Raw genomic sequence first — 20,585 nt, 5'->3', positions numbered from 1 at the left:
GTTAGCGCGAGGCTTTCCAGAAGAAATATCCGGCCATGCCGAAGCCGATAGCGATGACGAAGGCGCGTGCGATGCGCGGATCGAGCCGCTTGCCGCCTTTTGCGCCAAGATAGCCGCCGATTGCGGCAGTGACCATCATGAGCAGGCAGTGCTGCCAGAGTACCTGCCCACGCACGATGAAGACGACGACCGCGACGCCGTTGGCGAGTGTAGTGGTGACGACCTTAAGGGCGTTGATCTGGTTGATGTTCTGGATGCCGAAGAGCGCGAGCAGGCTCATGATGAGGAAGCCTGCGCCGGCGCCGAAGTATCCGATGTAAAAGCACACGACGATGGTGAGCAGGAAGAGCGGGATCATCGGTACATGCACTTCGGTGTCCTGCTTTACGCCGCGCGAGCGCTGGTTGAGCCAGCGCGAAATAGGACCACTCGCGGCGAAGAGGCTGGCAGCGATGAGCAGGAGCCAGGGCACCAGCTTCAGGAAGGTCTGCTGGCCGGTATGCAGCAGCACGATGCCGCCCGTGCATCCGCCGAGAATCGCGGCCGAGCCAAGGGGCCAGATGAGCTTCAGGTTGTGCTTCAGGTCTTCCCAGTAAGCGGCGATGGAAGCGAACTGTCCGGGCCAGAGCGCGACGGTATTGGTCGCATTGGCTTGAATGGGCGGCACACCCGCGCCGAGGATGGCAGGGAAGGACAGGAACGAACCGCCGCCGGCGACGGCATTCAGCGCTCCGGCGAGGAACGACGCCACGAGCAGCCAGATCCCGGCGAAGTTGAACCGGAAGGCCGAATCGAATGAGATGTGCATGTGCTTTTTATTTTACGGCGCTACTCAAAATCCGCTGCGCTTTGAGATGAAGGATGCCGGATTTGAACCGATCACTGCGAAATTTCATATGTTCAATGATCGCGGCTGGGGGATTGTGCGGGGTTCTCTCTAAAGTGAAAGGCGGGAATTGCTTCGTCAAGCGGTTTCCCGGAGGAGCCAGCACACGATGCAGGAGCTATTGCAGCGGTTACGGGAGCGGAATGGAGCGATGATGCCGCTCGGCGCGACACTCGGTTTCACGGTGGAGAGTGTTGTCGCGGGCGAGGTCGTGGTCAGCATGCCCTGTGAGCCGCAGGTACACAATATGTTCGGGTACGCGCATGGCGGCGCGATCTTTGCGATCGCGGACACCGCCATCGGTCTGGCTCATCTGGCTTCCGTTAGGGAAGATCAGACGGCGACGACGGTCGAGTCCAGCATCCGCTACATGCGGCCGGCGCTCTCCGGGACGCTGCGCGCGACAGCGCGCGCGGTGAAGCAGGGACGTACCTTGAGCTTTTACGAATGCGATATCACCGATGAGGAAGGCCGTCTGATGGCTCGCATCAGCGCCACGATGATGACGCTTGACCAGGATCGCAGCCGGGGGCGCAGCAAGCTGTACGGTGCGGAAGAGCTCCTGGAAGCAGAGGCTGTTTAATGCCGCGTCTTAAGCGGATTGAATTGCGCCGATAGATTGCAGATCAGGCCAGCCGAGAGCGATCTCGGTCAGCTTCGCTCCGCCTAGCCTGATCTGCTTGCTCGTCAGGTAGTGGGCTCCCATCTTCTCGTAGAAGCGGACGGCCGGATTCGTCTCGAGCGCCCATACCGCCATGCTTCGATAGCCTCGCTTCAGCAGCGCGTTCGCAGCCGTGCTGAGAAGAGATTTTCCGATGCCGCGCCCCTGTACTTCCCTGAGCAGATAGAGAGAATAGAGCTCCGCATCATAATGCCGGAGGGGTTCGCGGATGGCGCTTCCGCATGCGAAGCCGACGACCGCGCCGTCGAGATCGGCCACGAAGATATCGACATCGAGAGCGAGCCATTTCTGCCAGAGCGGAATGCGTTCGGCTTCCTGCAGTGTGGCCAGATAGCTGTCGGGCACGAGGCCCTTGTACGTCGTGAGCCAGCTCTGGACATGGACATGCGCGATCGCCGCAGCATCGCGCATGTCCGCGAGCCGGATGGAGGCCGTCGTCATGACTCACCCATCTGGCCAAGCTTCGGATGCAGCTTATGGAAGCCTGTCGCATCCTGGTACGCGCGGGCAAAGGCGCAGAGCTTCGCATCCTGATAATGCGCGCCGAGGAAGGTAAGGCTCACCGGGGTGCCGGGGCCACCGATCTGGTCGTCGTCGCCCGTGTCGGTCTTCGGAGGCAACGGTGCGTCGGCCCCGCGCAGGCCGTTGGGCACGATGACGGCGGGATGGCCGGTGAGGTTCGTTGCGACGAGCTGCTGGCTGTTCGAAGTGGCGACGATGATGTCGACCTGCTCGAATAGTTTCGACAGGCCGCGAATGGCGAGTGTGCGTGCGCGGTTGGCCTGGATGTATTCGACCGCAGGATAGAAGCGATGGAGGCGAAAGAGATTGGGCCAGTCGCCATCGCCCTGCTGTGTGAGAAGCCGGTCGCGGCCCGAGCGTGTGAGTTCGTCGAAGACCGCTGCGGCCTCCGCTGTGAGCATGGTGGAGATGGCGTTGTACGGCAGGTCGGGAAGTTCGACGGGGATGAGTTGCACGCCCATGCTGCGCAGTTTGTCGAGCGCGGCGAGATCGTACCTGCGGTCATACTCGCGGCGCGCGCGATACGCCTCGGCCTCGCGCCGTTCTGCTTCGCGCTTCTTCTTTTCTTCCGCCGTTTCACCCGGCCTTATGGGAGTCTCGGGCTGAGGCTTGTCGGCTTCGAACTCGCTGGCGATATAGCCGACGCGCAGCTTGCGCCACCCGAGATCGGCGTTCCAATGAAAGGCGGCTTCGCGCGTGGAGAGATCTTCGCCATCGGGTCCGTAGATGGCCTGCATGACCATGGCGCAATCTTCCACGGCGCGACAGATGGGGCCGAGTTTATCCATGGTCCAGCTGAGAGCCATTGCGCCGGTGCGAGGTACGAAGCCAAAGGTCGGGCGCAGGCCGGTTGCGCCGCAGCGTGTGGAGGGTGAAGAGATAGAGCCGAGCGTTTCCGAGCCGATAGAAAACGCAACGCAACCCGCAGCGGTCGCCGAAGCCGGACCGGCGGAGGATCCGCTCGAGCCCTGTTTCGGATTCCATGGATTGCGCGTGCGGCCGCCATACCAGTAATCGCCCATGGCGAGCGCGCCAAGGGTGAGCTTGGCTACGAGAACGGCTCCGGCGGCATCGAGGCGTTGCACAACGACGGCATCCTGGTCGATGACCTGATGTTCAAAGCCGCCTGCGCCCCACGTAGTGGGATAGCCCTTCACTGCAAGCAGATCCTTCGCGCCCCACGGTAGTCCGTGGAGCGGGCCGCGATATTTGCCACGTGCAATGTCTGCGTCCGCTTCATGAGCCTGTGCGAGGGCGCGCTCCTCTGTGAGGTTCACGGTGAAGTGGAGCAGTGGATCGTAGCGTTTCAGGCGGCGAAGGTACATCTGCGTTAGGTCGACGGAAGAGACCTTTTTGCGGCGCACAAGGTCGGCAAGCTCGGGTACGGTCGCGAAGGCGAGGTCTTCAATCTCGGCTGGCATGGTGGCGACGGTCCTGCTGTAGACGGGCGGCTGCTTCTGCGTGTCGACGATGGCGCCGGGCGGCAGGGGATCGAAGACATACGCGGGCGCGACGCTGTTCGGCAGATGCAGCTCGCGGATGGCGTCGTAGTCCTGGCGGAACTCGGTGAGTCCGGCGATGAGCATCTGCTTCTGGTCGGATGCGATGGTGATGCCGGCGAGAGCGGCAGCCTGATCGATCATCTGCGGTGTGACCGGAGGATAGGCTGGCGCATGCTTCGTTTCGGAGTTCTCCTGCGCCTGCGCGGCAAGCGTGTAGAGGGCTCCGGGAAAGAGCACGGAGGCGATGCCGAGACGGGAGGTAAGGGCAAGCAGGGTGCGGCGATCGAGCAGCGTCTGGCTGGACATGCGAGCAGGGACCTCGGAATGCGGATTGATTCGCAGTATACGGAAGAGGATGCGTGCGCTGTGTTCCATTAGGCTAGTAGCACTGCGCTTCTGCACCTGCAGCTTGAGAGACGTGATGAACCGAATCGAACCGTTTGCGATCCCTTTCTCCTCCTCCGCGGTCCAAGATCTGCGCGATCGCCTGAAGAGAACACGCTGGCCCGATGCTCTGCCGGAATCCAATGAGGCTCACGGCGTCGATCGGGAGTTTCTGATCGATCTTTGCCGCTACTGGTGTGAGGATTTCGACTGGAAGGCGCAGGTGGATCGGCTTTCCACCCTTCCGCATTTTCGCTATCAGGCAGAGGAAGGCGCCGTGCATTTTCTGCATGTGCGAGGCAAAGGACCGGATCCGATGCCGTTGATCCTGACGCATGGCTGGCCCGGTTCTTTTGTGGAGATGCTGGAGATTCTTCCACTGCTCACGGACCCGGCGGCGCATGGTGGCGATCCTGCGGATTCCTTCGATGTCGTCATTCCTTCGTTGCCGGGGTTTGGATTTTCCGATCGTCCGCGTAGGCAGGGCATGAACGTATTTCGCGTCGCAGAAGTCTGGAGCGAGCTGATGACGGCGCTCGGCTACGAACGCTTCGCAGCACAGGGTGGAGATCTTGGCGCGGGTGTGACCACTGCGCTGGGTCTGCGGCACAGTGAGCGGCTGATCGGCATTCATCTCAACTACATTCCTGGCTCGTACAAACCGTATCTTGGCGACGGCGCGGTGTTGACGGAGGCGGAATCGCAGTTCCTGTCGAACGCGGCGCGATGGTATGACAGCAACGGCGCATATGCGCATCTTCAGGCGACGAGACCGCAGACACCGGCGTATGCGCTGAACGATTCCCCCGTGGGGCTGGCCGCGTGGATCTTGGAGAAGTTTCGCGAGTGGTCCGATTGCGATGGCGATGTTTACCGCAGCTTTTCGCGAGACGAGCTGCTGACGAATGTGACCCTGTACTGGATGACTGGAACCATCGCCTCTTCCTTCCTGATGTATTCCGAGGGGAGGAAGCGTCCGCTGCATTTTTCTGCGGAGGATTTTGTCTCCACCCCCACGGCGGTCGCATGTTTCCCGAAGGAGATCAGCCGTCCGCCGCGTGAGTGGGTGGAGCGCGGTTTCGATGTGCAACGCTGGACATCGATGCCGCGCGGTGGTCACTTCGCCGCGGCGGAAGAGCCGGAGTTGCTGGCGGCAGATCTGCGCGCATTCTTTCGCGGCCTGCGGCGTTGAGGATGCACGGGCTGTGTCGATCGGTTCCAATGCGCCCGAGCTAGTATTCTTTTGCCACTGGTTGGGATGGGCGCGGCATCGTATGTGCGGGCGCATGCCGGATTTGGAAAGGATCTTTTACTTGGCAAGGGAACGGGCACGATCGCTGGGTCGGTGGATGACCGCCGTAGTGGGCGGAGTACTGGCAACGGGAACAGTGTGGGCGCAGGATGCGACCGGTCAGCTGAAGACGCAGGGAACGCCTCCGACTGAGACGATTCAGAGCGAACCGCAGAGGAATGCGCGCTTTCAGCCTCAGGCGATTCCGGCGATCTTTCCGCAGCAGCGGTCCATCCAGCAGGAGCTTGATGCGATCGCTGCGCCGATGGCGAAGATTCCGGTTGATCCTTTGTATGCGCGCGATCCGCTGGGATGGCCGATGAAGCCTTTCCGCATGGCAGAGAACTGGGCGACCGGAGTTACGCATATCAACTTCGGCGCGACGTACACGTTTCTCAATCAATACGCCACGGTCACGCCGGATGGAGTGCGGCATGACCAGCTCAGCGGCCGTCTCGACGTGAACGGCAACTGGGCGGTGTATAACTCCGAGTCGACGGCAGGTTCGATCGGATTGCTGGTGCGCTCGGGCACGAACATCGGCATGAGTCAGCAGTGGAACCTGAGCGACAGGCTAGGATCGGGACTCTATCTCAACTGTCTGCAGGGCGGTGGTGAGCAGGAGCCGATCACGCTGAACATTCTCTACTGGCGGCAGGATTTTCTCGCGCGGCGGCTCTCGTTCTACGTGGGCAAACTGCATCCGAACCAGCACATCAGTCTCTCGATGTTCAACAATGACGAGCGCACGCAGTTTCTCAACGGCGAGAACGACGGCGATCTTGCCATCGCGTCAGACGGAACGTATGCAGGCGGCGCGGCGATGGAGTTCCAGGCCACGCCCCGGCTGTTTATCCACGCGCTCGCCGTCGATACCGAGGGCGCGCAGCAGCGAAACATCGAAACACTTGCCGACCGCAAGTATCTGGAGGCGATTGAGGTCGGCTGGTTCAAAGGATTTCCGGGGAGCCGCTGGATCAACTATCGTGGCGTCCTGTGGCGTAATGACACGGCAGCGCTGGGCAGCGGGCATGGTGGTGGCATCGGCTTCGACCATGAATTCGGCAACGGATGGGCGCCGTTCGGACGCTTCTCGCAGTCGACCGACAAAGGCACGGCAACGAAGCAGATCGAATCCGTGGGCGTGGTGGATACAAAGCCCTTCGGGCGACGCAGCGACTTTTTCGGAGCTTCCTTTGACTGGACGAAGCCAAGCACGGGGCAGGGCAAGCGGCAGGAGGGCGTGATCGAAACCTTCTACCGGCTGCGCATGACGACGAGCGTGGAGGTCGGGCCGGATATGGAGATTTCCATTCATCCGACGAACGCGGCTAAGACCTACTCGACGGTGCTGATGGGCGCGAGGATGCGCATCATTTTCTAACGCCTTGCGCGGAGCTGCTACCAGCCCATCTGCGTCATGCGGCGCAGAATGATGCCGCTGTAGCTGTTCATCCGCTCAGGACGACGCCGCAGCGGTGCTGGAAGAATGGCTGCGAGCCGCGCGGCCTGTTGCCGGCTCACGCGTTTTGCAGGAACGTGGTCGTAATACTCGCAGGCGGCATCGGCGCCATAGACACCCGGTCCCCACTCCACCACGTTCAAATAGAGTTCGAGGATGCGGCGCTTGCCGAGCACCGTCTCGGCGACCGGTACAAGGGAGGCTTCCGCGACCTTGCGCAGGATCGAGCGGCCGGTCCCGAAGAAGAGGTTCTTCACCAGTTGCTGGGTGAGCGTGGAGGCGCCGCGGGTGCGCACGCCCTCTCGGTCTTCCTCTGCTGCGATCCTGATCTGCTGCCAGTCAAAGCCGTGATGCTGGTAGAAGCGTCCGTCTTCGGCAGCGATGACGGCGTGCTGCATGTCTGGGGAGATCTGCTGCAGCGGAACGAAGCGGTAGCGCAGCTGGTAAGGCGCGGAGCTGAACCACGATTGCACTCTGCGTTCGATGTGAACGGCCGTGGTTGGCGGATCGATCCAGCGCAGCGAGACGAGCGTGAGCGCAGCCATGATCCACATTGCCGCCAGCGCAATCGCAAGCGATGCCGCTGCGAAGAGCCACTTGCCTTTGCGATCTTTGCTGCGCCACGCGATGAGCGGCGATCTCAATCTTTGCGTCAGCTCTGTGGCCACACCTGACACTATACCGGTCGCGTGTCGAGGACGAGCGTCCGGCGGCCAGCGAGCACCTCTTCTCCGGTGGGACACATCGAGAGCAGAGGGCAGCGCGAGCAGTTGCGCTCCCAGTCGAGCGCGGTGCAGGCGCGCTGGCCGTGCAGCTTTACCAGGCGATGATGATCGTCGAGCATCTCCGGTCCCCAGCTCACGGGCGCGAGGTCGCGCAGCTTCTGTTCCGTGGTCGCGGTCGGCGTGCCCTTCGGCACGAGGCGCAGGCGCTCGGCGATGCGCTGATGATGCGAATCGATGACCAGCGCGGAGCCGCGGATGGTGCTGAAGTTGACGACGGCGGCGCTGGTCTTGGGACCGACTCCGTCGAAGCTCTCAAGCCAGCGGCGGATGCGCTGTTCGGACTCGCCGTGCAGGAAGTCGAGATTCAGCCGGCCGCCGTTCTGGCGTGTGATGCGGCGCAGGGCCTTCTGCAGCCACGGCGCTTTCTCTTCTGCGAAGGTGGCGGGTGCGACGATATGCAGGACTTCGTCCGGCGAAGCATCCCGCACCTTTTCCCAGCTGCCGAAGTGCCGTTCGAGCGCGTAGAGCACTTCGTGCGAGGTCTCGGTCTTCGTCCGTGACGACAGCATGGAATAGATGAACTGACGCAGCGGGGGCCAGGGTTCGCGTGGCGGAGGCGGACCGTAGGCCGCGAGCAGCGCGTTGTGAAGCGCCTCAAGGCGCCCGTCCTGGAAAAGAGGGAGAGTCATCGTCAACAGGTAGCGATGAGCGTGATCCTGAACCGGCATCGTTCCGGCGCGGTGTTGATCCTCGCGGCCTCACGCGCAGTGCAGCTCACAGCGCATGCCGAATCGCTGTCCTGATCTTATCAACCTGGCGTTCCGATGTGTGATTCGGTCTCAGGGCAGGGAAATGCGGTAAAGATTGCGATGGACGGAGGTTTCCACCCACGCGTAATGCTCGGGATCTTTGCCCGGCACGAGCTCGCTGCGGCCGATCGATCTGGCTCCGGCAAGGGTGTTCCATTTCGTGAGACCAGAGATGCCTTCAGCCGGCAGATCCGGCAGCTCATGGCCCGGGGCCACGGGAATCGCAAGGGTGCGCCCGATGCTGTTGCGCGAGGGAAATTCGACGGTGATGAAGAAGGTCTTTCCATCCGTCGACCACTGAGGCACGCAGTACCCTTCACAAATGAGTACGGAATTGCCTCCGTGCAGCGGGAGTCCCACGACCGCGGGCCGGTTCTCTGCCGGTAAAGCAGGGACCGAGACGAGCACCCAGCGCTTGTCCGGTGAGGTGCCGAGAAAATTCAGGATGGGCTGTGTCAGCGCCCGTGAGCGGTGCGATCCATTGAAATCAATTTGCTCGAGATAGTTTGCGTGACCCTCCGTCTCTTCGAAGAGGATCTGGCTGTTCTCTCCAAAGTGTGGATTGCGGGCGCCGGCGATGCCCAGCTGCGTCGCGGGCACGCTTCGGTCGATGAGTGCCGTCCACAGCTGTGTTGTGCCTCCGGATGTCACCGTGGAGTACACTACCCTGTTGCCATCCGTGGAGAGATCGAAGGCGATCATGGACACGCCGGGAAAGACTGCTTCACTTTGCCCGGAGTCTACTGCTGTACGCCATAGCTCCGCGCCTGTCTGCTCTTCGCGTCTCAGGAGGTAGTAGAGGGTGCGGCCATCCGTGGTGAAGACTGGCGGCGAGAGGTCATTTATGACCTGGCCTTCGGACGAGAGCGGGCGCTCCCCCTTTTCATCGTGGATCCAGAGAGCGCTCTGATGCACGCCGACTGAGGTGATCAACGAGTGCTCTCGCGATGCGTCTGTATTCGCAGCCACAACGAGCCCGTCTTCTTCTGTGGGTCCGAAGGTGATCTGCTCTGGCTCTCCCTGCGGGAAATGCTGCCGCCAGATGTGACTCTGCTCCTGCGAGGTTGCGGTGAAGTACATCCAGCGGCCGTCGGGAGACCAGCCTGCGGCGGTACAGGCGCCGGCTGGGCCGATCGTCCGCGATGCGCCCGGCCCATCCAGCGCGATAAGGCGGCACTGAGCCCAGGCTCCGCTTCCATCCATCTCGACCACGATGGCCCAGTGGCGATCGGGTGAGGGAAATGCATTGTGAGCCATGCCACGGATGTGGCCGGGATAGTAGATCGCGTGCAGGCCCGCGCCGCTTCTGGCTGCGGTGACGATCCCCATATGGATACCAGAGCCTGGTTCGACCCGGGAGTAGAGGAGGTGTTCGGCATCGAGCCATGTCAGTCCTGCCGCGTTTTCCAGCAGGAGATGTGGCTCGCCGCCCAATACAGAGACGGAGTAGGTCGAGAAGGTCGCGCCTTCGAGCACGGTATAGGTAATCTGCGAGCCATCGGGCGAGAATGCGAGTCCATACTTCATCCGCGCATCGTTGGTGATCAGCCTGGCTTCACCATCGGGCAGCATCTTGACGTAGATCTGGTCGGTGCTGAGGAAGGCCGCGCTGCCGCGGATGAATGCCAGCATGTGGCCGTCGGGCGACAACGCTGGTCCGACAGCGGAATCTGTGAAGTCCGTCAATTGCGTGTACCGGATCTGCGGGGCGCCGCGGTGCGAGCGATACAGCGTGATGCCGAAGACAAGAAGCGCCATGCAGAGCCCCGCGGCCGCATACCAGTACCAACCGATGCTCCTGCGCGATGCAGCAGGGGGATTCACCGGCGTTAGTCCCGTGTCGACCTTAGCCGGCACCAGCGGCGCGACAAGCGTGACGGGAGCGATGAAGCGATATCCCTTGCCGGTCACGGTCTGAATGAAGCGCGGGTGATCGGGATCGTCGCGCAGCAGATAACGCAGCTTGCGAATGGCCGTATTGATGCCGTGCTCGGTGTCGACAAAGACTTCACTTGCCCAAAGCTGCCTGGCGATTTCCGACCGCGTTACCAGCCTGCTCTCATGGGAAACCAGCAGGATGAGCAGCTCCATGGGCTTGCGCTCGATACGCAGGGGATGACCGCTTCTCCGCAGCTCGAAGCCACCGCAATCGAGCCGGAATTCATGGAACTCGTAGATCGCACCGGGACGTCCCCTGGCCGGGGGACGAGCTTCCGGATTGGGCATGGAAGTCAGCACGCAGCGCCGCCTCACGCATACATCTCGCCGTGTCTGGAAGGTGTATCAGGGAAGGGGGCAGATTGGAAAGGATTTAGCGGTTCACCAGAACTTTACCTCCAGCTTTACCTCCGCTTCATTGCCTGCAAGGGTCGTTCGGCGCTTTTCTTCTTCCCGTCGGCACAGATGCCGAAAAGGAGAACCCACATGAAGATCCGGAGCTGGAAATGGATTGCAGGTATCGTGGCGCTGGCATTGGTTTCATCGCTTGCGCCTGTGGCCATGGCGCAATGTGGTCTGCTGGATAAACCCATCAGGCCCTCGAGCTGGCATCCTGCTTATGGTGCAGCGTCGCCGCATATCGTTGCGGCGGCATTTCACGGATACGATGAACACGAGCCGTCGATCGTTGGCATGTGGCACGTGATCTTCACCGCGCAGACGCAGAACGGTCAGCCCGTGCCGGTCACGGGCGGAGTCGTGATCGATAATTCTGTCGTGGTGTGGCATGACGACGGCACAGAGATCATGAACTCCTCACGCTCGGCGCAGGATGGGAACTTCTGCCTGGGAGTCTGGAAGCGCACCGGATACCGCAGCTACTATCTCAATCACCTTCCGTGGCAGGGCAACGTATATGACCCGACGGCGCCAGCCGAAACTGTGGGAGCGCCGCAGGCGGGAGGCCAGATTACGGAGAAGATCACACTCAGCGCCGATGGCAACTCTTACACCGGCACGTTCGTCCTGAAGGCGTATGACACGTCGGGGAATGTCTACGCATCGTTTACCGGGACGCTGTCGGCAAAGCGCATTACACCGGATACACCTTTCAGCGACTTGTTGTAATGCCAGAGGTTCTTTCAGAAAAGAAAACCGCGCCGGAGCGATTCCGGCGCGGTGTCTGTGTATGCGTGATTGCTGGTTGCGTTAGATGTCGAGGTTCTTCACATCGAGGGCGTTCTCCTCGATGAACTTGCGGCGGGCTTCGACATCTTCACCCATCAGCGTAGTGAAGATGGTCTCGGTCTCGGCAAGATCCTCGAGCTTGACCTGCAGCAGTGTGCGGCGTTCGGGGTCCATGGTTGTCTCCCAGAGCTGCGGCGAGGTCATTTCACCGAGGCCCTTGTAGCGCTGAACCTGGTACTCGCGACGGCCCTGATCGATGACGTACTCGAACAGCTCCTGCGGGGTCTGCTTCTCGACCGGATCGAGCGAGATGCGGCCAGCGCGCTTCGGCGCCGGGCGGCCCGCTTCGGCCTCACCGGTAGTCTCGCCTTCGGTCTCCTCGGCCTCTGCTTCCGCGGCTTCCGCAACCTTGGCAGCCGAGCCCTTGGGCGCGTACTCGACGAAGAACGGCGGCTCCAGGGAGTCCTTGATCTGCGCGTACTTGGCCATGGTCTGGCGATAGTCCGGCGTCGAGGCCAGCGTCCAGTCGATGTGCCGCGTCGCGCCCTGAGCGTCGGTGAAGCTTAGCGACCAGGCCTGGTGCTCTTCATCGCGTACCGGCTCAGACAGGCCCTTGAACTGGTACTTGCGCTCGATCTCCTTGAGCTTTGCGTGCAGCGCCACGAGCTTCTCGGGAGCAGTCTCGCCCTCGAAGTCCGTGCGGCGAACCAGCTCCAGCTTGGCGAGGAGCGTGGTGATTTCCTCGTTGCGCAGGCGCTTGTTCAGCTTTTCAAAGAAGCCGAGGTAATCGTTCAGATGACCCATGAACTTGGTCAGTGCGGCGCCTTCGAGCTTCTCTCCCGCATCGCCATGGCGAACGATCATGCCGTCGGAGGCACGCTTGACCATCACCTTCACGAAGTCGCGGTCGTCCTTGATGTACTGCTCGAAGCGGCCCTTCTTGATCTTGTAGAGCGGCGGCTGCGCGATGTAGACATGGCCGCGCTTGATCAGCTCGTTCATGTGGCGGAAGAAGAAGGTCAGCAGCAGCGTGCGAATGTGCGAACCGTCGACGTCGGCGTCCGTCATGAGGATGATCTTGCCGTAGCGCAGCTTGGCCGGGTCGAAGTCGTCCTTGCCGATGCCGGTGCCGAGCGCGGTGATCATCGCACGGATTTCCTCGTGGCCGAGCATCTTGTCGTAACGAGCCTTCTCGACGTTTAGGATCTTGCCCTTCAGAGGCAGGATCGCCTGGAAGCGGCGATCGCGGCCCTGCTTGGCGGTGCCGCCTGCGGACTCACCCTCGACGAGGTAGAGCTCGCAGCGGTCCGGCTGGCGTTCGGAGCAGTCGGCCAGCTTGCCGGGCAGGCCGCCGCCATCGAGAGCGCCTTTACGGCGGGTCAGATCGCGGGCCTTGCGCGCCGCTTCGCGGGCGCGGGCTGCTTCGATGGCCTTGTTGATGATGCGCTTGGCTACCTGCGGGTTCTGCTCGAGGAACATGCCCAGCTTCTCGTTGACCAGAGCCTGCACGATGCCGGCGATGTCCGAATTGAGCTTGCCCTTGGTCTGGCCTTCGAACTGCGGCTGCGGCAGCTTGACGCTGATGACGGCAACGAGGCCTTCGCGGACGTCATCGCCGGAGAGGTTCTCCTTCACGTCCTTAAAGAGCCCGAGCTGCTGGCCGGCTGAGTTGATGGTGCGGGTCAGCGCGGTCTTGAAGCCGGAGAGGTGCGTGCCGCCATCGGCCGTGTTGATGTTGTTGGCGAAGCAGAAGACGGTTTCCGAATAGCTGTCGTTGTACTGGAGAGCGATCTCCATATCGACGTTATCGCGGAAGCCTTCCATGACGATCGGCTTGTCATGAAGAATCTGCTTGCCCTTGTTGATGTGCTTGATGAATTCGGCGATACCGCCCGCGTAGCGGAACTCGGCGCGCTTGGCCTCGCCCGTCTTGGGATCGGTCACGCGCTCGTCGGTGAGGGTGATCTCAAGGCCCTTGTTCAGGAAGGCGAGTTCGCGCAGGCGCTGGGCCAGCGTGTCGTAGTTGTACTCGGTCACCGAGAAGATGCTCTTGTCCGGCAGGAAGTGCACCTTGGTGCCGCGCTTCTTCGAGGTGCCGGCCTGGCGCAGTTCGGAGATGGGCGCGCCCTTGGAGTAATCCTGCTCGTAGGTGCTGCCGTCGCGCCAGATCTCGACATCGAACTCTTCGCTGAGCGCGTTGACGCACGAGACGCCGACGCCGTGGAGACCGCCGGAGACCTTGTAGGTGGACGAATCGAACTTGCCGCCGGCATGGAGTTTGGTGAGAACGACCTGCACGGCAGGCATCTTCTCGCCGTTATCCAGCGTCTTCATATCCACCGGGATGCCTCGACCGTCATCGATAACGGTGATCGAGTTGTCGACGTGGATGATGACGTCGATCTTTTTGGCGAATCCGGCGAGTGCTTCGTCGACGGAGTTGTCGACGACCTCATAGACCAGGTGATGCAGGCCCATCTCGCCGGTGGAGCCGATATACATGGCCGGGCGCAGACGTACCGCCTCTAAACCCTCTAGAACCTTGATGTTATCGCTGGTATAAGCGCCGGTCGGTTTTCCGTTGGAGGCTGGGATTTCCCCGGTGGGGACTTCGGTCGTAAGTTCTAGCTCTTTTTGGGACATGGAACTCCGATTTGGCTCCTCTTCACTTTCCGGACCAGGACGGTCGTAATGGGAACTAAAGTCTTGAAAGTGAAAGGTTTTTGCCTAGAAATCTACACTCCCATTCTAGCACAGGCGAGCCCTGAAAACCTGCCTGGGATGGGGTACCAGTTGGAGACGGCTTCGGGGCTGGATCAGGCGCTGAACTGGAGGTTGGATCCGATGCTGAAATGCTGCGATGCCGGTCTGCTTTTGAGTCGGAGCTCGAGTTTGGGCCTTTCCGTTCAGCGGAATGCGGTCCCCCAAAGGTGGTATGAGGAGATCGCCTGTTTCTGTGATTGAGTGGAGGGCTAGGTCGAGATATTCTGTTATCGCTGATCCCCGGGAAAACCCATGCTTTCGATTGCTTCCCTGTTTCCGATATTGAGCCTGCTCGAGCCGCTCCTGAATGGGGTGGCATTGGCTGCTGCGCTGCGCGCAGGTCTGAAGCGTCGATACCCGGCGGTAATCGCGTATCTGATTTTGCGCCTGGTGAGCGGCGTGGGGCTGGCAGTCCTGCTCCATCTTTCGCCGTCCGATGCGGCCGGCTCGCGGCTGCAGATGATCTGCTGCATGGCGCTGTTCTGGCTGAGCTATCTGGCTGGAACAGTGACGATCGTCTTCGCGGTGCGCCAGATCTTCAATGAACTCATGACGCCTCTGGCAGGTCTCCGTCGGCTGGGCAGAATCGTCTTCCGTTGGGTAGCGGTGGTTTCGCTTCTGATGACGGGGTTCGCGGTGTTCCCGCTTCACTCCGGCCAGTACCGCATCACCGTGCTGGGCGCCCAGCTGATGAAGTGCGCGAGCATCCTCGAACTTTGCCTGCTGCTCTTCCTCACTCTGACCCTTCACACGCTTGGCCGCTCGGTTCGCAGCCGGATCTTCGGCATTGCGATGGGCTTCAGTATTGAAGCGCTTACGCAGCTGGGTGTGGCCATCTGGCTGGGAGGCCATCCCGGCGGCTACCTGCTGTGCGCGGCTATCCTCTCGAGCGTGACATTGATGACGGTTTCCTTCTGGAGCGTCTACTTCCTCTTCCCGGAGCATGTGAAGGTGGAGAGCAGGCTGCCCGAGACCTCGCCGCTGATGCGCTGGAACGAGATTGCCACGGCACTCGGCCATAATCCTGCGCACGTGGCCATGGGCCAGTCGCAGGCTTTCTTCCTGCAGGATGTGGAGAAGGTGGTCGAACGCGTGATGACGAAGAATTCGGCGAGCTAGGCAATAGAGTAGCCAGCCACAAGCGGTTAAAGACAAAGCGGCCAACGGGGATCTCCCGCTGGCCGCTTTCGCGTTTGGAGGGGGCCGGGTCTACTGGCCGTCATTGCGGCTAGCTGTGAGCTGCTTTATCGCTGAAACGAAAACGGCCAGCAGGAGCAAGCTCCCACTGGCCGTTCGTACTGCTGACTTGCTGATTGCGCCGGGAATTACTCGGCGGCGATGGGCTCGATCGCGACGAAGCGGCCGGTGCGGCCACGGTCGACGAACTTCACGCGGCCATCGATCTTGGCGAAGAGCGTGTCGTCGCTGCCGATGCCGACGTTGAGGCCGGGCTTGAGGCGGGTGCCGCGCTGGCGGACGATGATCGAACCGCCGGTGACAATCTCACCACCGAACTTCTTGACGCCGAGCCGCTGCGCGTTAGAATCGCGGCCGTTTTTAGAGCTTCCAAGACCTTTTTTGTGTGCCATTGCTGATCCTCTTTAGTCCGCGCGCTTACTTGGCGGCGCTGTAGCTGTTGCCGTCCACTTCGATCGAGTCGATGCGAACTTCGGTGAAATTCTGACGGTGACCCTGCAGCTTCTTGTACTGCTTCTTCCGCTTGTAGTGGAAGACCAGGATCTTATCGCCGCGGCCTTCGCCGAGGACGGTGGCCAGAACCTTGGCCGATGCCGGCTTGCTGATGCCGTTCTCGCCAGCAAAGGCCAGAACTTCGGCAAACTCGACAGAGCCGTTTTCGCCGGCTTCCGTCGTCTCAATCTTCACCACATCGCCCGGGGCGACGCGATACTGCTTTCCACCAGTGCGGATGACCGCGTACATAGTTCCTCCAGCGGGCGGCTCAAGCCGCGCGCAATGCCAATCTCGTAGCTCGGGCGGATTGTGCTCGCTCCGGTCTCAACTTCCACGCGAACTGTCTGCGTATAGGGAAGTGACGCGGCCGGTCGGATCGCTTCAGGATTGTTTCGCAAACCACAGCGGAACGCCCCAAATCATCCGGCGGCCTTACAGAACGAAAGGCAGAATCGCCAAACCATTTGATTCTATCGAGGACAGAGGGTGCGGTCAATGCTTTCGACAGCAATTTCACAGGCAGGAGTTGCCCATAGAGCCGGTCTGGGCTACACTGAAGCTTCGGCGCCAGTGGTGGGGAAACCCCGCTCGAATCCGCCCGCTCTCTTTGCGACATTGTAGTACAGCGCGGGAGACATGCACGGACCTGGTCAGCGCGAACAATTCAGGTCTTGGAGTCTGTCATGGCACAGGTTTGTGAAATCTGCGGCAAGGGTCCGCAATTCGGCAACAACATCTCGCACGCGCACAACGTCACCCGTCGCCGCTGGAACGTGAACCTGCGCCCGGTGAAGGCAAAGGTCGAGGGCAGCAGCAATGCGAAGAAGCTGCGCGTCTGCACCAGCTGCATCAAGAGCGGCAAGGTCGTGAAGGCTTAGTTCCTTCTCTTTTACTCAAGTTCAGGAAAAGCCCGGGAGCAATCCCGGGCTTTTCTGCGTCTGAGTACCCGTCTAGGCTTCCAGATTTCGGCGATGCATTCACATCGATGACCTAGCGAGTTTTTAATAGAGTTCGAAGAGAGAACGTCATAGGGTGGAGCAACAGTGAGCGGCACAACACCGAAGTTTCAAACCGAGCGCACGCGAAGATTTCGTGCCGAGGGTCTGAGTGATGACGAATCTGGAACGATCTCGAATATCGAGCAGTTCGGGTGCAGTGTAGTGAACATCAAGGCCAGTGATGCGGGCCGTGGATGGTCCTTTACTGTCGGTGTCTACGACACTTCGGGACAGCCTGAGATTCTTACGGTCGGATTGCGGCTTGAAACCGCGCACTTCCTGCTAAACGAAGCTGCAGTTCGTTTAAGGCAAGGAGTCGATCTGACTCAAGGGCGCCATTCCGGCCTACTCGCGAATGTCGATTGCGAGTTCCGGCCAGTAGATCCCAAATGGATCAAACATCTGATGGGGTGGGCGCTCTGGTACTACGAAGGCAGACCGTTCCCCGTGTTGCAGGCCGTCTTTCCGGACCGCGAGAATCGATTTCCCGAAGATGAGGGATTCGACTCGATATTCGCGCAGCCGCTGATGCAATCGGATGTTCCCATGACGAGCATTGAGGCCGATTTTTGGGCTGCGGCGGATCCCGGTAGCAGTCTCTTTGACTGGAAATTTCCAGATCCGCCTCACACTCGGGTGTTTCTCTCGAAGACTGTTCATCTGGGCACGGAAGCAATCACTTTTGTCTCGCATGACGAGGAAGACGGGGCCTGGCAATTTCTGGGGGACAGTATGGTGGAGGGCGGAGGGCCGGTACTCTCCTGCTTCCATCATCCGATCGATAAAGATCCAAGCCTGATTGAATTGGCTGATCTTCCCCTGGGATGGTGCGCAGAACGGGCCAAGCCGGGAGATCCATGGATCCGGAGCAAGCAGAAGCCTCATGAGCAGATCCAATAGATGCAGCATGCTCCGAAGTTTTGAGAGATACAGCGTGCAAGCCCGGGCTTATGCGGCCGGGCTTTTCTGCGTTTGGAGGCAGCATTCTGTAGATTATGGGCATGATGAAACTCCTCGCCAGCCTTGTTGCCTCTGCTCTGATGGCTGCTGCTGCTTCAGCCCCGGCGTTCTCTCAAACGGCCTCCACCGATCCTCACCAGTGGAAGATGACGGCCGCCGATACCCCGGTGCGCATCTCCGAGCACGTGTGGATGATCAAGGGCAATCCCAACATCGCCGTGGTGGTGGGAGATCGCTCCGTGCTTGTCGTCGATACCGGGCTCGGCCCGAAGATGGGCGCCATCGCCGCCGGCTTTGCCGCGAAGCTGGCGCCGGGCAAGCGCATCTTTCTCACGACAACTCACTTTCATCCCGAGCATGCCGCAGGCGACCAGGGATTTCCCGCGGGCACGACGCTCATCCGCAATGATGTGCAGCAGGCGGAGGTCGAGCAATACGGGCTGCCCATGGTGAAGTCCTTCGCCGATCGCTCCGAGGAGAATCGCGAACTGCTGAAGGATGTCGCCTTCCGCACGCCGGATGTGACCTTTCATGACGAGGTGAAGGTGGACCTCGGTGGTGGCGTGACGGTGCGGCTGCTGTGGTTCGGTGAGGCGCATACGCAGGGCGACGAGCTGACCTTCGTTGAGCCGGATGCGACGCTGGTCTCGGGCGACGTGGTGCAGAATGCGACCATCCCAACGATCTACACGGGTTACGGCAAGGGCGGCACACCGACGACGTGGCTCAAGGTCGTCGACAAAATCGCAGAACTGCATGCGAAGCACGTGGTGCCCGATCACAGCCTTCCGGGAAATGACTCCCTGGTGCCCGAGGAGCGCAGGCTGATCGCGGAGATTCGCACCAGCGCGATTGCCATGAAGGCGCAGGGCGTGAGCGCGGAGCAGGCCGGCGCGGAGATCAGCGCAAGGCTGAAGCAGGAACATCCGGACTGGCACAGCACAGATGCTTCGGCTTTCGTGAAGAGTGTCTATCTGGATCCGGATACGAGCGCGTTGTAAGCGGGCAAGCATGGGCCGTGCACCGTGGAATTGCTTGCGGTGGCGCAGGGCCGTGTCCTGCCGGAAGGAAACCTCCTCTTCTGTCTGCACGTCACAAGCAGGAGATGAAGAGGAAATCCCGATTGCAGATGACTCGCCGCCGTTTTCTGGCCGCTGTGGGAGTGGCCAGTGCTTCCGGCCTGACTTCTTTTGCGCACGAGACAGATCGTCCGCTTTCCTTGACGGTCGCGGTCCGATCGCCATGGATGGCGAATCAGGTCGCGCTGACAAGCGACAACGTTCTGTTTCTCGGCCTGCCACGGTATGCGCATGACAAACCCACGCCGTCGCTCGCACGGCGGCAGCCGGATGGCTCGCTCGTGCCGTTTCCCGGAAATAGCTGGAACGACTGGAAGCCGGGTGATGACGGACGTGAGGCCTTCGTCTATCTCAACTCGGTGCATATCTTTGCGGACGACACGGTGTGGTGTGTCGACCAGGGCTCGTTGAGTGCGAATGTCTTCGGTGAGGAGTATGCAACGCCTCGTCCGGGCGCGCAGAAGGTTGTGCAGCTCGATCCACGTTCCGGCGCAGTCCTCCGCATCCTGCGCTTCGACGAAACCATCCTGCCGCCCGGCGCGCAGATGAACGATCTGCGGTTTCACGGTTCGAGGATGTACATCACAGATTCGGGCCTTGGCGGCATCCTCGTGCATGATCTTGCTACGGGAAAGACGCTGCGCCGGCTCTCCGGCGATACGGTGGTGAAGGCGTCGCCGACACAGGTGCCGGCTATCCTCGCGCACATCAAGGGCGGCCAGACTTTTCATCCGCCGAACAGCGACCTTATCGAAATCACGGCAGATGGAAAGTGGCTCTACTGGGCTTCGCCGACCGGCCCGCTCTATCGCGTCGAGACGCGCTATCTGAACGACGAGGCTCTTGCCAATCATGAGCTGGCGGAACACGTAGAGCGCGTTTACCAGAACAACTTCTCTGGTGGTTGCTCGATGGACTCAAAGGGGAATGTCTATTTTTCGGAGACGATCACGCAGCACATCACGGTGCTTGCGCCTTCGGGGAAGACCGCCGTGCTCGCATCCGATCCGACACTGGTCCGGCCGGATGGATCGTTCCTCAGCCGCGACCGCAGACTGTATATCCCGATCAAGCAGCCGGTAGCGCCCGGACCGTCAGAAGATGGAAAGGCCGCGGCCGAAGCTCCATTCGTGACGTATTCGATTGCGCTGCCGGAGCGCTTCGCCGGGATCGCGCTGGGAGGACCGGTGACCGGCCGGTGACGGGCGGAAATCCTGCAACTTGAACACAACAGCCCGGGATCGCTCCCGGGCTGTTGTGCAGCGTCGCGTTGCCGATCTGCCTTTACTTCGCCTTCTCAAAGTTCAGCGACACGGAGTTAATGCAGTAGCGGTCGCCGGTCGGCTTGGGACCGTCGGGGAAGACGTGGCCCAGATGGGCTCCGCAGCGGGCGCAGGTGACTTCGACGCGGCGCATGCCGTGGCTGAGGTCTTCGTGCTCGTCAAGCGCGCCGGCGATGGGCTGGTAGAAGCTCGGCCAGCCGCAGCCGGAGTCGAACTTCGTTTCTGAGACGAACAGCGGAGCATCGCAGGCGACACAGTGATAGACGCCGTCTTCCTTGTGGCGATAGAACGCGCCGGAGAAGGGCGGTTCGGTGCCTTTCTGCCGCGCGATGTAGTACTGCTCGGGCGTGAGCTGGGCGCGCCACTCCTCATCGGATTTGTGGATCTTCTCGATCTTGGTTTCGGACATAGCTGGGTGCGC

The 20,585-nt window shown here is 61.0% G+C and carries 19 protein-coding genes; 9 read left to right on the top strand and 10 right to left on the bottom strand.

All coding sequences use genetic code 11. The annotated features are described in order from the left end of the window. Position 1 precedes the first annotated feature (1 nt). A complete protein-coding gene (locus QM649_RS06350; RefSeq protein WP_415198178.1) occupies positions 2–808 on the bottom strand; it encodes a sulfite exporter TauE/SafE family protein in 807 nt (268 codons plus the stop codon). 187 nt (positions 809–995) lie between these two features. Between QM649_RS06350 and QM649_RS06345 the strand changes: the two genes are divergently transcribed. Beyond that, complete coding sequence (locus QM649_RS06345) at positions 996–1,469, top strand: PaaI family thioesterase (RefSeq protein ID WP_415198177.1); 474 nt, start codon at positions 996–998, stop codon at positions 1,467–1,469. Between the two features lie 9 nt (positions 1,470–1,478). Here the strand turns inward: QM649_RS06345 and QM649_RS06340 are convergent, their stop codons facing one another. Continuing rightward, a complete protein-coding gene (locus tag QM649_RS06340; RefSeq protein WP_415198176.1) occupies positions 1,479–2,009 on the bottom strand; it encodes a GNAT family N-acetyltransferase in 531 nt (176 codons plus the stop codon). Continuing rightward, entirely contained in the window at positions 2,006–3,898 is a 1,893-nt protein-coding gene (locus QM649_RS06335) for an amidase (RefSeq protein ID WP_415198175.1), read from the bottom strand. Before QM649_RS06335 ends, QM649_RS06340 begins: the two co-directional genes overlap by 4 nt. Positions 3,899–4,013: 115 nt before the next feature. On the opposite strand from QM649_RS06335, the gene QM649_RS06330 reads away from it, so the two are divergent. Beyond that, the gene (locus QM649_RS06330; RefSeq protein ID WP_415198174.1) at positions 4,014–5,168 is read left to right on the top strand and encodes an epoxide hydrolase family protein; all 1,155 of its coding nucleotides are present in this window, start codon (positions 4,014–4,016) and stop codon (positions 5,166–5,168) included. Between the two features lie 157 nt (positions 5,169–5,325). Next, positions 5,326–6,651 carry a carbohydrate porin gene (locus tag QM649_RS06325; RefSeq protein ID WP_415198173.1) on the top strand — a complete coding sequence of 442 codons (1,326 nt, stop codon included), beginning with the start codon at positions 5,326–5,328 and terminating at the stop codon, positions 6,649–6,651. A gap of 17 nt (positions 6,652–6,668) precedes the next feature. On the opposite strand, the gene mtgA is transcribed toward QM649_RS06325, so the two are convergent. From mtgA to QM649_RS06310, 3 genes are all read right to left on the bottom strand, one after another. Then, positions 6,669–7,373 (bottom strand): monofunctional biosynthetic peptidoglycan transglycosylase, encoded by a 705-nt coding sequence (gene mtgA, locus QM649_RS06320; protein ID WP_415198172.1) that lies wholly within the window; start codon positions 7,371–7,373, stop codon positions 6,669–6,671. A gap of 32 nt (positions 7,374–7,405) precedes the next feature. Next, on the bottom strand, positions 7,406–8,182 hold the full coding sequence (locus tag QM649_RS06315; protein ID WP_415198171.1) for an endonuclease III domain-containing protein: 777 nt from the start codon (positions 8,180–8,182) through the stop codon (positions 7,406–7,408). A 111-nt stretch (positions 8,183–8,293) separates the two neighbouring features. Further along, positions 8,294–10,501, bottom strand: a complete 2,208-nt coding sequence (locus QM649_RS06310; protein WP_415198170.1) for a winged helix-turn-helix domain-containing protein — start codon at positions 10,499–10,501, stop codon at positions 8,294–8,296. A 186-nt stretch (positions 10,502–10,687) separates the two neighbouring features. Here QM649_RS06310 and QM649_RS06305 point away from each other — a divergent pair, with 186 nt between their 5' ends. Beyond that, positions 10,688–11,329 carry a hypothetical protein gene (locus tag QM649_RS06305; protein WP_415198169.1) on the top strand — a complete coding sequence of 214 codons (642 nt, stop codon included), beginning with the start codon at positions 10,688–10,690 and terminating at the stop codon, positions 11,327–11,329. A gap of 81 nt (positions 11,330–11,410) precedes the next feature. Here QM649_RS06305 and gyrB read toward each other — a convergent pair whose 3' ends face one another. Then, entirely contained in the window at positions 11,411–14,032 is a 2,622-nt protein-coding gene (gyrB, locus tag QM649_RS06300; RefSeq protein ID WP_415198168.1) for a DNA topoisomerase (ATP-hydrolyzing) subunit B, read from the bottom strand. A gap of 372 nt (positions 14,033–14,404) precedes the next feature. On the opposite strand from gyrB, the gene QM649_RS06295 reads away from it, so the two are divergent. After that, positions 14,405–15,271 (top strand): hypothetical protein, encoded by an 867-nt coding sequence (locus QM649_RS06295; protein WP_415198167.1) that lies wholly within the window; start codon positions 14,405–14,407, stop codon positions 15,269–15,271. A 206-nt stretch (positions 15,272–15,477) separates the two neighbouring features. On the opposite strand, the gene rpmA is transcribed toward QM649_RS06295, so the two are convergent. Further along, positions 15,478–15,741 carry a 50S ribosomal protein L27 gene (gene rpmA, locus QM649_RS06290; protein WP_415198166.1) on the bottom strand — a complete coding sequence of 88 codons (264 nt, stop codon included), beginning with the start codon at positions 15,739–15,741 and terminating at the stop codon, positions 15,478–15,480. A 25-nt stretch (positions 15,742–15,766) separates the two neighbouring features. After that, positions 15,767–16,093 (bottom strand): 50S ribosomal protein L21, encoded by a 327-nt coding sequence (gene rplU, locus QM649_RS06285; RefSeq protein ID WP_415198165.1) that lies wholly within the window; start codon positions 16,091–16,093, stop codon positions 15,767–15,769. 434 nt (positions 16,094–16,527) lie between these two features. On the opposite strand from rplU, the gene rpmB reads away from it, so the two are divergent. From rpmB to QM649_RS06265, 4 genes are all read left to right on the top strand, one after another. Then, positions 16,528–16,722: a 50S ribosomal protein L28 gene (rpmB, locus tag QM649_RS06280; protein WP_415198164.1), complete on the top strand. Its 195-nt coding sequence runs from the start codon at positions 16,528–16,530 to the stop codon at positions 16,720–16,722. 165 nt (positions 16,723–16,887) lie between these two features. Continuing rightward, the gene (locus QM649_RS06275; RefSeq protein ID WP_415198163.1) at positions 16,888–17,742 is read left to right on the top strand and encodes a DUF4262 domain-containing protein; all 855 of its coding nucleotides are present in this window, start codon (positions 16,888–16,890) and stop codon (positions 17,740–17,742) included. 101 nt (positions 17,743–17,843) lie between these two features. Continuing rightward, complete coding sequence (locus tag QM649_RS06270; protein WP_415198162.1) at positions 17,844–18,803, top strand: MBL fold metallo-hydrolase; 960 nt, start codon at positions 17,844–17,846, stop codon at positions 18,801–18,803. Positions 18,804–18,931: 128 nt separating this feature from the next. Further along, entirely contained in the window at positions 18,932–20,083 is a 1,152-nt protein-coding gene (locus QM649_RS06265) for an L-dopachrome tautomerase-related protein (RefSeq protein WP_415198161.1), read from the top strand. 82 nt (positions 20,084–20,165) lie between these two features. Here the strand turns inward: QM649_RS06265 and msrB are convergent, their stop codons facing one another. Further along, positions 20,166–20,573, bottom strand: a complete 408-nt coding sequence (gene msrB / locus QM649_RS06260) for a peptide-methionine (R)-S-oxide reductase MsrB (RefSeq protein WP_415198160.1) — start codon at positions 20,571–20,573, stop codon at positions 20,166–20,168. Between the last annotated feature and the right edge of the window lie 12 nt (positions 20,574–20,585).

The organism is Silvibacterium sp. (assembly GCF_047605705.1).
GTDB lineage: Bacteria > Acidobacteriota > Terriglobia > Terriglobales > Acidobacteriaceae > Silvibacterium.
Note: the sequence above shows the minus strand (reverse complement) of the source record. Positions and strands in the feature narration are given on the sequence as shown.

Excerpts from the sequence above, each read along its gene's own strand:
- QM649_RS06350 (WP_415198178.1), bottom strand. The coding sequence starts at position 808 with ATGCACATCTCATTCGATTCGGCCTTCCGGTTCAACTTCGCCGGGATC.
- QM649_RS06345 (WP_415198177.1), top strand. The coding sequence starts at position 996 with ATGCAGGAGCTATTGCAGCGGTTACGGGAGCGGAATGGAGCGATGATG.
- QM649_RS06340 (WP_415198176.1), bottom strand. The coding sequence starts at position 2,009 with ATGACGACGGCCTCCATCCGGCTCGCGGACATGCGCGATGCTGCGGCG.
- QM649_RS06335 (WP_415198175.1), bottom strand. The coding sequence starts at position 3,898 with ATGTCCAGCCAGACGCTGCTCGATCGCCGCACCCTGCTTGCCCTTACC.
- QM649_RS06330 (WP_415198174.1), top strand. The coding sequence starts at position 4,014 with ATGAACCGAATCGAACCGTTTGCGATCCCTTTCTCCTCCTCCGCGGTC.
- QM649_RS06325 (WP_415198173.1), top strand. The coding sequence starts at position 5,326 with ATGACCGCCGTAGTGGGCGGAGTACTGGCAACGGGAACAGTGTGGGCG.
- QM649_RS06315 (WP_415198171.1), bottom strand. The coding sequence starts at position 8,182 with ATGCCGGTTCAGGATCACGCTCATCGCTACCTGTTGACGATGACTCTC.
- QM649_RS06305 (WP_415198169.1), top strand. The coding sequence starts at position 10,688 with ATGAAGATCCGGAGCTGGAAATGGATTGCAGGTATCGTGGCGCTGGCA.
- gyrB (WP_415198168.1), bottom strand. The coding sequence starts at position 14,032 with ATGTCCCAAAAAGAGCTAGAACTTACGACCGAAGTCCCCACCGGGGAA.
- QM649_RS06295 (WP_415198167.1), top strand. The coding sequence starts at position 14,405 with ATGCTTTCGATTGCTTCCCTGTTTCCGATATTGAGCCTGCTCGAGCCG.
- rpmA (WP_415198166.1), bottom strand. The coding sequence starts at position 15,741 with ATGGCACACAAAAAAGGTCTTGGAAGCTCTAAAAACGGCCGCGATTCT.
- rplU (WP_415198165.1), bottom strand. The coding sequence starts at position 16,093 with ATGTACGCGGTCATCCGCACTGGTGGAAAGCAGTATCGCGTCGCCCCG.
- rpmB (WP_415198164.1), top strand. The coding sequence starts at position 16,528 with ATGGCACAGGTTTGTGAAATCTGCGGCAAGGGTCCGCAATTCGGCAAC.
- QM649_RS06270 (WP_415198162.1), top strand. The coding sequence starts at position 17,844 with ATGATGAAACTCCTCGCCAGCCTTGTTGCCTCTGCTCTGATGGCTGCT.
- QM649_RS06265 (WP_415198161.1), top strand. The coding sequence starts at position 18,932 with ATGACTCGCCGCCGTTTTCTGGCCGCTGTGGGAGTGGCCAGTGCTTCC.
- msrB (WP_415198160.1), bottom strand. The coding sequence starts at position 20,573 with ATGTCCGAAACCAAGATCGAGAAGATCCACAAATCCGATGAGGAGTGG.